The sequence below is a fragment of the Corynebacterium sp. HMSC064E07 genome (genome assembly GCF_001815745.1).
Classification (GTDB): Bacteria; Actinomycetota; Actinomycetes; order Mycobacteriales; family Mycobacteriaceae; genus Corynebacterium; species Corynebacterium jeikeium_D.
Genome location: NZ_KV821809.1, coordinates 57,621 through 71,130 on the forward strand (window position 1 = coordinate 57,621; position 13,510 = coordinate 71,130).

Genomic DNA, 13,510 nt, shown 5'->3' on the forward strand with positions numbered 1-13,510 from the left:
GCAGCAAAGACGTAGTGTTGGACTTATGCAGGCTTTCAGCAATCCCCTCATCACGCTTGCCGACGGCACGGTGAAGCAAGTCAATCCTTTTTCCGGTACCCAGGTGTGGACAGTCCCAGGTCGTGGCAATCGGCCGTTGGGAATTAAGCACACGGATCCGCAGCCATTGAGCGAGGAGGATTTTGGATCCCGCGACTCCTTTGGCTGGAACAACCTGCTGCAAACCCCGCCGGAGAAGGCCCGCGTTGTCCTCGACGAATCGGTATTCGGCGGCTACAGCACGGTGACGGGAGTGCTGCCCGACCAGCTTTTCGACACCACTGCGGAGTTCCGCCGCGTGCCCAACCTGTTCGAGATCGTCTCCTATGACTATTGGTCGGAAAACTATGGCTTCGAGCCCGACCGCGAAACTCAGCAACGTATGGAGGCCTACCTCGATGACCCGAAGGGCCGCGAGCACGTGCTCAGCATCATTCGCACGCGATACCGCGCCGCTGGACGCAGTGAAGAGGAAATCAACGCGCTTTCCGACGAGGAATTGCTGCGCCGCGCCCCAAGCTATTTCGCCGGCGGCCACGATGTGATTGTTGCCCGTCGCCACTTTGTCGACGCCGCTACCCACGATAACCAGCTGGCTTCTTCTGGCACATTGAGCGTTGCCGAGCACCGCGCACTCATTGCGTTTACCGTCGAGTCGATTGCTGACCTGTACCGACGGAACCGCTACGTGCGTTATGTGGCCGCTTTCCAAAACTGGCTGAAACCGGCAGGCGCAAGCTTCGATCACTTGCACAAGCAGCTTGTGGCCATCGATGAGCACGGCGAGCAGCTCAAGCGCGAAGTGCAGGCGGTGCGCAAGAACCCGAATATCTACAACGAATACGCAGTGGACTATGCGGCCCGCCACAACCTGGTTATTGCGGAAAACGAGCACGCGGTGGCTTTCGCAGGATTCGGACACCGCTACCCGACGCTGGAGATCTTCTCGAAGTCGGATGTCTGCGAACCGTGGCTGCAAACCCGGGCTGAGATAGACGCAATGTCGGACCTGATTCACGCATGTCATGCCGCTGCCGGGCCCACCATTCCGTGTAACGAGGAATGGCACCACCGCCCTGTCGATTTGGATGCCCGCATGCCGTGGCGCGTAATGATTAAGTGGCGCACCTCAAATTTGGCCGGTTTTGAAGGTGGCACCAAGATTTATCTGAACACCATCTCCCCATGGGATCTGCGCGACCGCGTTGTCCCGGAGATGTACCGTTTACGGGAGACCGGAAAGATTTCGGACAGCATTCACATTGCGACCGAGTGCCAGTGCCAGCCAAACTCGCTGAAGTACAACCCGCTCGTCGAAGACGGGTCGCGACTGTAGTTCTCTGGCACAGAGTAGAGAGAAGTTAGGAGTCTTAATCCAGGTGAGCAACAATGAAGCACGACTGAGCCGCATTCGCGACCTCATCGCCACTCATCGAGTGCCATTGGACAGGCAGTGGGAAATCTACCGTTACCTGCACCAGCACCCGGAGCTATCTCAGGCGGAGGAGAAAACTGCCGCGTATCTGGCCGGTGCTCTTCGCGACATGGGCACTTACACGGTGTATGAGGGAATCGGTGGTCACGGCCTCGTTGGTGTCATGGAAAATGGCCCCGGCCCTACCGTGCTGTTCCGCGCTGATATCGATGCGCTTCCGGTGTTCGAGGAAACCGGTGTGGACTTCGCTTCCTCTGCCACCGGTACCGCCCGCGATGGTTCTGCCACCGCCGTCATGCACGCCTGTGGCCATGACATGCACATGACGGCCGGTCTTGGTCTGGCTAGCCTGATGGCAGCAACTAAGTCTGAGTGGTCGGGTACTTTCATTGCCCTGTTCCAGCCCGCCGAGGAACTGGCCTGTGGTGCACAGGCTATGATTGACGACGGCCTGGCAGACCTCATCCCCACCCCAGATGTGTGCTTCGGCCAGCACATTGTTCCCGGCCCCGCAGGTCAGGTAATGACCATGCCCGGCCCGGCACTTGCTGGCTGTGACACCATTAGCATCACGCTGACAGGTCGCTCCGCACATGGATCTATGCCGCACAACGCCATTGACCCGACGTACTTGGCTGCCGCAATCGTTCTGCGCTTGCAAGGAATTGTGGGGCGCGAGATTCCTCCCCACGAGTTTGGTGTTTTGTCCGTCGGCACGCTGCAGTCCGGCAATTCGAATAACACAATCCCCGGTCAGGCCAAGATTGTGCTGAATATTCGCTACTACTCCAACGATGTGCGCGCGAAGCTCATTGCGGGCATTGAGCGCGTTGTTCGTGGCGAGTGCCTGGCTTCCGGCACTGAGGTTGAGCCTGTGATTGAGTACTCCGATCACGGCGAAGTCACTGACAATGATCCGGAGGCGTTTGCCACGATTCGCCCGGTCATGGACGCTGTGCTCGGCGACGATTCCACCGATGCTGTGCCGTGGACCGCATCGGAGGACTTCTCAGACCTGCCGCGTGGACTGAACTGCCCATATGTCTACTGGACCGTTGGCGCCACACCTCGGGATACGTGGGAAGCCGCCGTTGCTGCCGACCGCGTGGTCGAAGACGTACCGTCGAATCACATGCCGACATTCCTGCCGGACTTCGAGCCGACGGCTACCTCCGCGACTTCTGCCGCCGCTGCCGCCGTACTGTCCTACTTGGCAAAGTAAGAGCTGCGTGCCGGCCGCTTGCCACCGCGCACAGCGCAAAGATCCCACCAAACAGCCCGACAGCCCAGGTCGAAAGGCTCCAAGCAAAAAGCCGGTAAGCCCCAAAAGGGCTTACCGGCTTTTCCTAACGCGCCAGAGAGCTAGCGAGCGTCCTCGCCAATAACGTGGACGTGAATCATGTTGGTATTGCCCTCATTTCCTGGAGGGGTACCAGCAACAACGACCAGCGTGTCGCCAGCGTTGTAGTTTTCCATGGTCAAGAGCTGCTCATCGATGACCTGCATGATCTCATCCGTGCTGTTAACCTCGCGCACCAAGAAGGTCTCCGCACCCCACGTCAGCGCAAGCTGCGAACGAACCTGCTGATTCGGAGTGAATACCAGCAGCGGCAGGCGAGAGTGCAAGCGTGCCACACGGCGAGCGGTATCACCCGAGGTGGTGAAAGCAACCATAGCGCGGGCATTCAAGCGCTCACCGATATCGCGAGCTGCGTAGGAAATCACACCACGCTTCGTGCGAGGCATGTGGGTCAGCGCAGGAACTTCCCCCTCGCGCTCAGCGGCGGTGACGATGCGAGCCATGGTCTTAACCGTGGACTGCGGGTACTTACCAACCGAGGTCTCACCCGAGAGCATCACGGCATCTGCGCCATCGAGCACAGCGTTGGCCACGTCGGAGGCCTCCGCACGAGTCGGGCGCGAGTTCGAAATCATGGAGTCGAGCATCTGGGTGGCGACGATGACCGGCTTGGCGTTCTCGCGGGCAATCTGAATAGCGCGCTTCTGAACCAGCGGAACATCTTCCAACGGCACCTCAACACCAAGGTCACCACGGGCGACCATCACGGCATCGAAAGCCAGGATGATGGCCTCGAGAGACTCGACTGCCTCTGGCTTCTCCAGCTTGGCGATAATCGGGACACGACGGCCAACCTCATCCATGACCGCATGGACCAGTTCGACGTCGGAAGGCGAACGGACGAAGGACAGCGCGATGAAGTCGACTCCCAGCTTCAGAGCGAAGCGCAGGTCGGCGATATCCTTCTCTGACAGAGCCGGCACCGAGATGTTCATCCCCGGCAGGGAAACACCCTTGTTGTTCGAGACCGGACCGCCCTCGATGACACGGCACACCACATCGTTGCCATCTACCTCGATGCACTCCAGGCCCACCTTGCCATCGTCGACAAGCAGGCGATCGCCCGGACGGGCATCGTCAGCGAGATTCTTGTACGTGGTGGAGACGCGGTCGTGCGTGCCTTCGACATCGTCGACGGTGATGCGGACAATCTCGCCGTCAGCCCAATACGTCGAGCCTTCCTTAAAACGACCGAGGCGAATCTTTGGTCCCTGCAAGTCGGCGAGAATACCGACGGCATGTCCCGTAGCGTCGGATGCTTCACGCACCCAGTGGTAGTTCTGAGCGTGGTCCTCATGCTCACCGTGAGAGAAATTCAGGCGGGCAACATCCATGCCGGCGTTGACCAGCCCGGTAATCCCCTCCAGCGAAGCAACTGCTGGACCGAGGGTACATACAATCTTCGTTCGTCTAAGCACGGCCTCCAGCCTAGTCCCTTAACGGGCTATGCGTCAGTTGGAAGCACTGTGAGCTTCAGCAGCCTCGCGCTCTCCCCCGACTTCAGCTGCGGTTTCGCGGCTCTTGGACCGCAGAATCCACAAAGCAATGACAGCGCAGAAAAAGACCACGAGCGACGTGATGTTATTAATACGCACACCGAATATCAGCGTTGCGTCATCGACGCGCATGAGTTCAATGAAGAAACGCCCCAAAGTGTAGGCCGCGACATAGAGCGCAAAGACGCGTCCTCCGCCCATCTTGAACTTTCGGTCCGCCCACACAATGACCAGACAGGCGAGGACGTTCCACACCATCTCGTAGAGAAACGTTGGATGCACCACGGCCAGCACTTCGCCTGTCGACGTTCCGGTGACAGGGGCAACCCGGCCAAACTCATCAACTCGTTGGTAAATTTCCAGGCCCCACGGAAGTGACGTTGGGCCACCGTAGAGTTCCTGGTTGAACCAATTGCCCAGACGCCCAATGGCCTGTCCAAGGATGATCGCGGGTGCGGCCGCGTCAAGAACTGGCGCAAACGGCACCTTTCGCCACTTAGCGACCGCCCACGCGGCCAGCACCCCCAGCGCCACCGCTCCCCAGATGCCGAGGCCACCATTGGTGATTTTCAGTGCATCGGCGGGATTGGCGCCGAGGCCGAAGTACTTCTCCCAGTCAGTGGCGACGTGGTAGAGACGGCCGCCGATAATGCCCGCAGGAATAACCGCAATGGCAATGTCGAGGACCAACTCCGGGTCTCCACCCCTGGCCGCGTAGCGGCGCTGCATCCAATAAATGCCGACGAGTACGCCAACCAAGATGGAAATCGCGTAACCGCGCAGTGGTAGCGGTCCTAACTGCCACACCCCCTGCGGCGGAGAGGGAATGTTGGCCAGATACGTCGTTGCAGTTTCAGCGAGAACAAGGGTGGAACTCATAAATGCGCTAGCTCTCTCCTCGTACGCCCGCGGCGAGTTCACGGGCGAGCGTTACCAGGTCATCGGTGCTCTTCATCGCGGCCTTGATCAGTGCCGAGCCAACGATTACGCCATCCGCAAACTCGGCAATCTCCGCGGCCTGTGCCCCATTGGAGACACCCAAACCGACGCACACCGGTGTATCGGTGACCTCGCGCGTGCGGGCAACCAATTTGCCGGCGGCCGAGTCGACGCTAGCCTGGGCACCTGTGACACCCATGTGGCTGGTGGCGTAGACGAAGCCGGTCGACGCGGTGGCAGTTAGCTGCAGACGCTCGTTGGTCGATGACGGGGCCACCAACATGATGTTGGACAGACCATTGGCCTCAGCTGCACGCTGCCATTGGCCGGCCTCCTCGGGGATAAGATCCGGGATGATGGTGCCACGACCACCAGCGGCGGCCAAGTCCTCGGCGAAACGCTCCGGACCATACTGGAGAATCGGATTCCAGTAGCTCATGACCACACAGGTACCGCCGTGCTCGGTGACTTCGCGAACCACCCGCATAATCTCACGGGTACGGAAGCCCGCATCCAGAGCCACGTTGGCGGCATCCTGAATGGTTGGGCCATCCATCATCGGGTCGGAGAAAGGCAGGCCGACCTCGATGATGTCGGCGCCAGCGTCGACAATCGCCTTGATGTTCTCAATCGACTTATCGGTGGTCGGGAAACCCGCTGGGTAGTAGCCGATGAATGCTGCGCGGTTTTCCTCACGGACCTTGTCAAAGACGTCACTCAGACTCATTTAGGACTCCTCCATCAGATCAAACCACTTAGCAGCGGTGTCGACATCCTTGTCACCGCGACCGGAAACATTGACAATAATCAGCGGCTTACGGCCCAGCTCTTCATTCAGTTCACCGCTGATGAGTCGGGCGGCAGCCACCGCGTGTGCGGACTCGATAGCGGGCAGGATGCCCTCCATCCGAGTCAGGTCCTGGAATGCCTGCATCGCCTGGGTATCGGTCACCGGCAGGTAGGACGCGCGATCAATATCAGCCAGGTAAGAGTGCTCCGGGCCCACGCCCGGGTAATCCAGACCCGCGGAAATCGAATGAGACTCTGTAATCTGGCCGTCCTCGTTCTGCATCAGGGCGGCGAAGGAGCCCTGGAACACCCCCGGATTACCGGCGGCCGAAATCGGTGCTGCATGGCGACCGGTCTCAACACCGTCACCGCCAGCTTCAGCGCCAATCAGTCGAACCGATTCATCATCGATGAAGTGGTGGAACGCGCCGATCGCATTAGAACCGCCGCCGACACACGCCACGACAGCGTCGGGAAGCGAGCCGGTCTCCGCGAGGATCTGCTGGCGTGCCTCGGCGCTGATGATGCGCTGGAAGTCGCGCACCATTGTTGGGAACGGGTGCGGGCCGGCTGCAGTGCCGAAGCAGTAGTAGGTGTCATCGGCGTGTGAAACCCAAAAACGCATGGCCTCATTGATCGCGTCCTTGAGAGTCTTCGAACCAATCTCGACCTCGATAACCTCGGCACCAAGCAGGCGCATGCGGGCGATATTGAGGCGCTGGCGGATTGCGTCGACCTTGCCCATGTAGATACGGCAGTTAAGGCCGAGCAGCGCACAGGCAGTCGCGGTTGCGACACCGTGCTGGCCGGCACCGGTCTCGGCAATGATGTTCTTCTTGCCCATGCGCTTAGCAAGCAGAACCTGCCCCAAGACGTTATTAATCTTGTGGCTACCGGTGTGATTCAAATCCTCGCGCTTGAGCCAGACGTCAGCGCCGATATCAGCGGAGAACTTCTCCGCGTAGTACAGCGGCGAGGGACGTCCGACATAAGTACGCTGAAGCCGGTCGAGCTCATCGAGAAAATCCTGATCAACGCGGGCCTTCGCGTAGCCATCGGTGACCTCACCGATAACGGCCATCAGCGCCTCCGGCACAAACTGGCCGCCCCACTTACCCCAGTGCCCAATGGCATCTGATTCGTGGTTCATTGTCTCCGCGATAACCTCACCCATCGTGGGCAGGCGGTCACCGCGGGCATCATGATTCTTGAAATCTTGGTCACTCACAGTTATCTATTGTGGACTATCCCCACCGGTTGCGGGGACATAAGGCCTAAGAAACTGTGGTGTGCCAGCACAACAGGTGTGACACGCAACTAAACTAGGCGCAGTTCGCAGCGCGGTACAGCTGCTTATCGCAACTGCGGTCTATCACTACTCGCTGCGGAGTGTCGGGTGGACACCGGCGGCAACGAGACGTCGGCAAGCCTCACCCGGCTTGCCCGCGGTAACCAGGCCCTCGCCCACCAGTACCGCGTCGGCGCCGTGGGAGGCGTAGTAGCGCAGTTCCTCCGGCCCCTTGACACCGGACTCTGCCACCTTCACAACATGATCCGGCAACATCGGCGCAAGGCGTTCGTACACGGAGAGATCCACGTCGAGGGTCTTTAGATTGCGGGCGTTGATGCCGAGGATCTTGGCACCAGCGGCCTCGGCGCGCTCGACCTCTTCTTCGGTGTGCGCCTCAACCAGAGCGTTCATGCCAAGCGACTCGGTGCGATCCAGCAGGGATTCCAGCGTCGGCTGATCCAAAGCGGAGCACATCAGCAGCACCAGGTCGGCACCGTGTGCGCGGGCCTCATGGACCTGGTACGGAGTGACGATGAAATCCTTGCGCAGCACTGGAATGTTGACCGCGCGGCGCACGGCATCGAGGTCGGCGAGCGAACCGCGGAAGCGGCGCTCCTCAGTCAGACAGGAAATGACAGCCGCGCCACCCTGCTCGTACTCTGCCGCCAAGACCTCCGGCGAAGGGATGTCAGCCAGCTCTCCCTTCGACGGAGAGGCACGCTTGACCTCTGCAATCACCTGCACCCCGGGCTTAGCCAGTGCCGCCACGGCATCAATCGGCGACGGCGCCTTCAGCGAGAGCTCCTTGATTTCACCGTAGGAAATCTTGGCTTCCCGAGCAGCGAGATCTTCCCGCACGCCCTCAATAATCTTGTCCAGAACGTTAGCCACGGCCTTACTCCTTATCCAGATCCGTAGGATCTACACCGGCATCCAAAGCATCCCACAGAACTCGACCCGACTGTGGGTCTTCCTCCAGGTCCTCGGCGATACGCTGACGGCGTACCTCCGGGGTCTCATACGCGCTGGACTTCTGCTTCTTCACAGTACCCGGTCGACGCACCAACAATACCGCCCCGACCAGCGCCAATGCGCAGCACAGCAAGGCCAGGGCTGGCCCCATCGCATGCACTTCAATCGCTGAGATCTGCGCCCAGTCTGCCACAGTCACCGCATCACTGGCACGTTGTGAGGCGCTTCCCGACGTCAACAAATCCAGTGCCCGCTGGGAGTCCACACCGTCTTCTCCGCTGGCAAGCAGAGTCATCGGAGTCCACGACGCCGCAATTGCGAGCAGCGCCGCGAGGCCACCGACAATACGGCGCCCCAGTGAGCCCAAAATGGTGGTGGCAAACAGTGCAGCCACCATTGCCAGCGCAATCGACGTCAACTCTGGAGCCCAAACTGCGCCCACCAAATCTGTGGTCGCTGGACCGGACTTGTCATCAACAGTATCGACCGTCAGCCACGCGCTTCGGCTGCACAACCACATTCCCGCTGCGGCCACGCCAATGAGGCCACCGGAGAGCATCGTTGTCGACTTCATCGAAAACCTAGCTCCTTTCCGCTGGGACTAGTGTCTCAGCTGCCGCGACAGCTCGCAGCACGGCCGCGGCCTTGTTGCGGGTCTCCTCATCCTCTGCCACCGGGTCAGAGTCACTGACAATTCCGCCGCCAGCCTGAACATAGACCGTATCGCCCTTCTTCACACCTGTGCGGATGGCAATTGCCTGATCGGTATTGCCCCGGAAGTCAAAGTATCCAACAGTGCCGCCGTAAACACCCCGACGCGTGTCTTCGAACTTGTCGATAATGCTCAGCGCGGAAGGCTTCGGCGCACCCGACAGCGTTCCCGCTGGGAAGGTGGCCGCGAACGCGTCGACGGCAGTGGCGTCGCTGGAAAGCTCGCCGGTGACCGTAGAGACCAGATGCATAACGTGACTGTAGCGCTCAATATGACGGAAGTCGTGCACAACAACACTGCCTGGGCGGCAGACACGTCCGAGGTCATTGCGGCCAAGATCAACGAGCATCAGATGCTCACTATTTTCCTTCTCGTCTGCCAGCAAATCAGCTTCCAGCGCATTGTCCTGCTCCACCGTGGCACCGCGCGGACGTGTGCCCGCGATGGGATTGGTGATGACCTCACTGCCCTGAACTGCCACGAGTGATTCCGGGGAGGAACCGACAATTTGAAAAGCGGTAGCGGAGAAGTCCTTGGTTGGAACGTTGACCAGGAACATGTAGGGCGACGGATTGGAAACCCGCAGGATGCGGTAGATATCAAAAGCTGACGCCTGCGTGTCCATCTCGAACCGCTGCGAGAGCACAATCTGGAACGCATCACCAGCTCGGATGTGGTCCTTACAACGCTCAATACGATCCATGTGGTCGTCGGCGGCGCGCTGGCGACGAATCACCGGCTCTGGGAAGCTAATTTCCGCCGGACGCAGATCAGAGGCCCCCGACAGCCGCTCCACCATCGCATTGACCCGATCACAGGCGGTGTCATACGCCTGGTCAATCCGCTCATCCGAGCCGTCCCAGTTGACAGCATTGGAAATCAGCCACAGCACGCCCTCGTGGTGGTCAAAAGCAGCCAGGTCCTCCACCAGCAACTGCATAAGCTCAGGAATCTGCAAATCATTGTCAGTGGTATCCGGCAGCTGTGGCTCAATGTAGCGGACAATGTCATGCCCGAAGTAGCCAACGAGACCAGAGGTGAGCTTGGGCACCGAAGCGTCGTCGGCAAGCGGAAGCTCCGTGTGCAGCAGCTCCAGCGTGCGACGCAGAGCATCCAACGGATTTCCGCCCTCTGGCGCACCCGACGGCGCATTGCCAATCCAGGTTGCCTCCCCCGCATCATCCACCGTCAGCGCGGCGCGACTGCCGCAACCGATAAACGACCAGCGCGACCACGACTGCCCCACATCGGAGGACTCCAGCAAGAAAGTGCCGGGACGATCGGCCGCGAGCTTGCGGTAGGCCGACAGCGCCGTTTCGCCGTCCGCCAAAACCTTGCGAACCACGGGCACGACCCGATGGTGTGCAGCCAGTTCACGAAAGCGCTCACGCGTGGTCATGGTGATACGAGTCATAGCCGCTATTGTGCCACGCACCCCGGATTGCACATCACTTAACCCCGGACTTCACCGGAGGTGGGCGCGCTTGACGACGAAATCCCTACCTCGGCAACCCGGATCGACTGATTAGCCCTCGAACACGGGATGCACGTCAAAGCAGCTATGCGAGCCAGTGTGGCATGCCGCGCCGTCCTGCACTACCTGCATCAGCACGGTATCGCCATCACAGTCCAACGCCAGCGATGTCACGGTCTGGAAATGGCCACTAGTAAGCCCCTTAATCCAGTACTCGGACCGGGAGCGCGACCAGTAAGTGCCGCGCTTGGTAGCGATGGTGTACGCCAGCGCGTGGGAATCCATCCATGCCATCATGAGCACGCGACCAGTGGATTCTTCCTGCACAATGGCCGGAATCAAGCCGTCAGCGTTGAACTTGGCGATGTTCGCGATATCTGCTGGGAGCGTGTACTCACGCGGATCGTCTCCGGCGCCGTGAGCTGCAGCGCCCGGGGCTAGACCAGTCACTGGCGCACCTCGATCCCCTCGCGGGCCATCTCTTCCTTAACCTCAGCAATGCTGACCTCGCCGAAGTGGAAAATGGATGCGGCCAAAACCGCGTTGGCACCGGCGCGCACTGCTGGCGGGAAGTGCTCTGCCTTGCCCGCACCGCCAGAGGCAATCACCGGGACGTCGACGGCAGCGCGGACTTTCTCCAGAAGCTCCAGGTCGAAACCGTCCTTGGTGCCGTCGCCGTCCATGGAGTTCAGCAGAATCTCGCCGACCCCGAGCTCCTCGCCGCGGCGTGCCCACTCGACGGCGTCGATCCCCGCCGAGCGTGAACCACCGTGCGTCGTCACCTCGAAGCCCGACGGCTGCGGCGTGCCTCCCTCGGGAACGCGGCGGGCATCCACCGACAGGACGACACACTGCGCACCGAAGCGGCGCGACAGCTCGCTGAGCAGTTCTGGACGTGCGATCGCAGCGGTATTGACACTGACCTTGTCAGCTCCGGCGCGGAGCAGCTGATCGACATCCTCGACGCTGCGCACGCCACCGCCGACCGTCAGCGGAATGAAGACCTCACTTGCGGTGCGACGCACCACGTCGAGCATGGTGCCACGGCCATCCTTGGAAGCCGTGACATCCAGGAAGGTCAGCTCATCAGCGCCCTCCTCGCCATAGCGGCGAGCCAGCTCCACCGGATCGCCGGCATCACGGAGATTCTCAAAGTTAACCCCCTTGACGACCCGCCCATTGTTGACATCCAGGCAAGGAATCACGCGTACTGCCAGAGACATAGTTTTTAAGTTCTCCTCGTGTTAGCTCAAAGTTGTGGATCGACGGTTTGCGCAACCACCCAGCTCGGGACGTCGCCCACGGTTTAGCTCCGGAAAGTCTCCGGACGACCCAGTTGGTCAATAATCGACCGCAGCGTGGCATGAACATCGCGAGTTCCCGCCAGCACGCCTACGGAATCATGCCGCCAAGGATTGCCCGCCAAGTCTGTGACCACGCCACCGGCTTCGGAAATCTGAAGTACACCAGCTGCGTTATCCCACACATGCGGTGAGAAAGTCACGGTGCCGCCGAATGCCCCCATCGCGGTGGAACCCAAGTCCACTCCGACAGAGCCAGTAATTCGGATCGTCGGATAGCGTTCGCCCACCTTTGACAGCAGCAGTTGACGCCACTTGCGCGGGAGTGTGCCGTCGGTACTCGCGATGACGGACCCGAAGGCAATCGAAACCGGGCGGCCGGCCTCGGCGTCGATGTTGACGCGACGGCCGTTGACGAACGTGCCGCTACCTTTAGCTGCGGTAATACGCCGGCGTAGCAGAGGCATGGAGGTAATACCAACCACCGGCTCCCCCTCATGCATGAGTGTGAGCAGCATGGCACACAGCGGAAAACCGTTGGAATAGTTCGTGGTGCCGTCAATCGGATCGATGACCCAGGCGGTATGTTCCTCGGGGACTTTGCCACCGAATTCCTCGCCGTAGACGGGCAGCCCAGAATACTGCGTGAGGAGCTTGCGCAGACGACGCTCAATTTCCAGGTCAGTCTCCGTCGCGAAATCTCCGCGCGGCTTCATGACAACCGGGTCCGCGCCCACCTGCTGCGTGAACAGGCCTTCAACCTCATCGAGCGCCGCTTCAGCAATAGCGAGCATCGCCCGCGGTTCCAGGGCATCCATACTTTTCTAAGTCCTTCATCCGCCGTCTCAGCCGGGGTGCCGTTTGCTCGTTAACGCTTTCGCTTGACGACGTCTCCCCGGTCCGGCCACGAAAGTGTTCTTTTTAGCCGCGAGCTACTGCCAGGGCCTCTTCCAGGGTGAAACGCCCTGCGTAGAGCGCCTTACCCACAATTGCGGAGTCAACGCCCTCATCGACCAGTGTGGCAATAGCTGCAATGTCGTCCAGGCTGCTGACACCGCCGGAAGCGACGATTGGAGCATCGGTAGCAGCAGCGACCTCGCGCAGCAGTTCCACATTCGGCCCCTGCAGGGTGCCGTCCTTGGAGACGTCAGTCACCACGAAACGGGATGCACCCTGAGCATCCAGGCGCTCCAGCACCTCCCAGAGGTCACCGCCGTCGGAGACCCAGCCGCGGCCGCGCAAGCGCCACTGCCCCTCTTCGTTAAGAACATCCAGACCAATGGCTACACGGTCGCCGTAGTTGGCGATAACCTCGCGGCACCACTCCGGATTCTCCAGTGCGGCGGTGCCAATATTGACACGGGCGCAGCCGGTGGCCAGCGCAGCTTCGAGCGAAGCGTTGTCACGGATACCGCCGGAGAGCTCTACCTTCACGTCGAGCTTGCCCACAACGTCGGCAAGCAGGTCGTAGTTCGAACCGCGACCAAACGCGGCGTCGAGGTCGACCAGGTGGATCCACTCAGCGCCTGCGTTCTGCCAATTCATGGCAGCTTCCAGCGGTGCACCGTAGGAAGTCTCGGTTCCAGCAGCACCCTGAACAAGGCGCACAGCCTGGCCATCGGCTACGTCTACAGCGGGCAGCAGGGTCAAACTCATGGGGGCTCTACTCTCTTCGACTTTGGGCGTTGTGGCCATAGTCACC

General features: G+C 60.5%; 13 protein-coding genes. 2 read left to right on the forward strand and 11 right to left on the reverse strand.

Annotated elements, in window-relative coordinates; genetic code table 11:
- Window positions 1-25 precede the first annotated feature (25 nt).
- Entirely contained in the window at window positions 26-1,375 is a 1,350-nt protein-coding gene (locus HMPREF3053_RS03140) for a DUF4921 family protein (RefSeq protein WP_070767267.1), read from the forward strand.
- Between the two features lie 43 nt (window positions 1,376-1,418).
- Window positions 1,419-2,696, forward strand: coding sequence for an amidohydrolase (locus HMPREF3053_RS03145; protein ID WP_049193967.1), 1,278 nt, complete (start codon window positions 1,419-1,421; stop codon window positions 2,694-2,696).
- Window positions 2,697-2,836: 140 nt separating this feature from the next.
- Here the strand turns inward: HMPREF3053_RS03145 and pyk are convergent, their stop codons facing one another.
- From pyk to priA, 11 genes are all read right to left on the reverse strand, one after another.
- Window positions 2,837-4,252 carry a pyruvate kinase gene (gene pyk, locus HMPREF3053_RS03150; protein ID WP_016422938.1) on the reverse strand — a complete coding sequence of 472 codons (1,416 nt, stop codon included), beginning with the start codon at window positions 4,250-4,252 and terminating at the stop codon, window positions 2,837-2,839.
- A gap of 33 nt (window positions 4,253-4,285) precedes the next feature.
- Window positions 4,286-5,209 (reverse strand): prolipoprotein diacylglyceryl transferase, encoded by a 924-nt coding sequence (lgt, locus tag HMPREF3053_RS03155; protein WP_016422939.1) that lies wholly within the window; start codon window positions 5,207-5,209, stop codon window positions 4,286-4,288.
- Between the two features lie 7 nt (window positions 5,210-5,216).
- Window positions 5,217-5,996, reverse strand: a complete 780-nt coding sequence (trpA, locus tag HMPREF3053_RS03160; protein ID WP_016422940.1) for a tryptophan synthase subunit alpha — start codon at window positions 5,994-5,996, stop codon at window positions 5,217-5,219.
- Window positions 5,997-7,286: a tryptophan synthase subunit beta gene (trpB, locus tag HMPREF3053_RS03165; protein ID WP_083317209.1), complete on the reverse strand. Its 1,290-nt coding sequence runs from the start codon at window positions 7,284-7,286 to the stop codon at window positions 5,997-5,999.
- 147 nt (window positions 7,287-7,433) lie between these two features.
- Complete coding sequence (gene trpC / locus HMPREF3053_RS03170) at window positions 7,434-8,240, reverse strand: indole-3-glycerol phosphate synthase TrpC (RefSeq protein WP_016422942.1); 807 nt, start codon at window positions 8,238-8,240, stop codon at window positions 7,434-7,436.
- Between the two features lie 4 nt (window positions 8,241-8,244).
- Window positions 8,245-8,895, reverse strand: a complete 651-nt coding sequence (locus HMPREF3053_RS03175; RefSeq protein ID WP_016422943.1) for a TIGR02234 family membrane protein — start codon at window positions 8,893-8,895, stop codon at window positions 8,245-8,247.
- Window positions 8,896-8,902: 7 nt separating this feature from the next.
- A complete protein-coding gene (locus HMPREF3053_RS03180; protein ID WP_016422944.1) occupies window positions 8,903-10,447 on the reverse strand; it encodes an anthranilate synthase component I in 1,545 nt (514 codons plus the stop codon).
- Between the two features lie 111 nt (window positions 10,448-10,558).
- A complete protein-coding gene (gene hisI, locus HMPREF3053_RS03185) occupies window positions 10,559-10,957 on the reverse strand; it encodes a phosphoribosyl-AMP cyclohydrolase (RefSeq protein WP_048734633.1) in 399 nt (132 codons plus the stop codon).
- The gene (gene hisF, locus HMPREF3053_RS03190; RefSeq protein WP_005510401.1) at window positions 10,954-11,730 is read right to left on the reverse strand and encodes an imidazole glycerol phosphate synthase subunit HisF; all 777 of its coding nucleotides are present in this window, start codon (window positions 11,728-11,730) and stop codon (window positions 10,954-10,956) included. The genes hisI and hisF overlap by 4 nt, the downstream gene beginning before the upstream one ends.
- Before the next feature lie 83 nt (window positions 11,731-11,813).
- Complete coding sequence (locus HMPREF3053_RS03195; protein WP_049170313.1) at window positions 11,814-12,626, reverse strand: inositol monophosphatase family protein; 813 nt, start codon at window positions 12,624-12,626, stop codon at window positions 11,814-11,816.
- Window positions 12,627-12,729: 103 nt separating this feature from the next.
- The gene (gene priA / locus HMPREF3053_RS03200; protein WP_016422946.1) at window positions 12,730-13,464 is read right to left on the reverse strand and encodes a bifunctional 1-(5-phosphoribosyl)-5-((5-phosphoribosylamino)methylideneamino)imidazole-4-carboxamide isomerase/phosphoribosylanthranilate isomerase PriA; all 735 of its coding nucleotides are present in this window, start codon (window positions 13,462-13,464) and stop codon (window positions 12,730-12,732) included.
- Window positions 13,465-13,510: the final 46 nt, after the last annotated feature.

Bases quoted from the DNA above. Each gene is read 5' to 3' on its own strand.
- HMPREF3053_RS03140 (WP_070767267.1), top strand. From the start codon at position 26: ATGCAGGCTTTCAGCAATCCCCTCATCACGCTTGCCGACGGCACGGTG.
- lgt (WP_016422939.1), bottom strand. From the start codon at position 5,209: ATGAGTTCCACCCTTGTTCTCGCTGAAACTGCAACGACGTATCTGGCC.
- trpA (WP_016422940.1), bottom strand. From the start codon at position 5,996: ATGAGTCTGAGTGACGTCTTTGACAAGGTCCGTGAGGAAAACCGCGCA.
- HMPREF3053_RS03175 (WP_016422943.1), bottom strand. From the start codon at position 8,895: ATGAAGTCGACAACGATGCTCTCCGGTGGCCTCATTGGCGTGGCCGCA.
- HMPREF3053_RS03180 (WP_016422944.1), bottom strand. From the start codon at position 10,447: ATGACTCGTATCACCATGACCACGCGTGAGCGCTTTCGTGAACTGGCT.
- hisF (WP_005510401.1), bottom strand. From the start codon at position 11,730: ATGTCTCTGGCAGTACGCGTGATTCCTTGCCTGGATGTCAACAATGGG.
- HMPREF3053_RS03195 (WP_049170313.1), bottom strand. From the start codon at position 12,626: ATGGATGCCCTGGAACCGCGGGCGATGCTCGCTATTGCTGAAGCGGCG.
- priA (WP_016422946.1), bottom strand. From the start codon at position 13,464: ATGAGTTTGACCCTGCTGCCCGCTGTAGACGTAGCCGATGGCCAGGCT.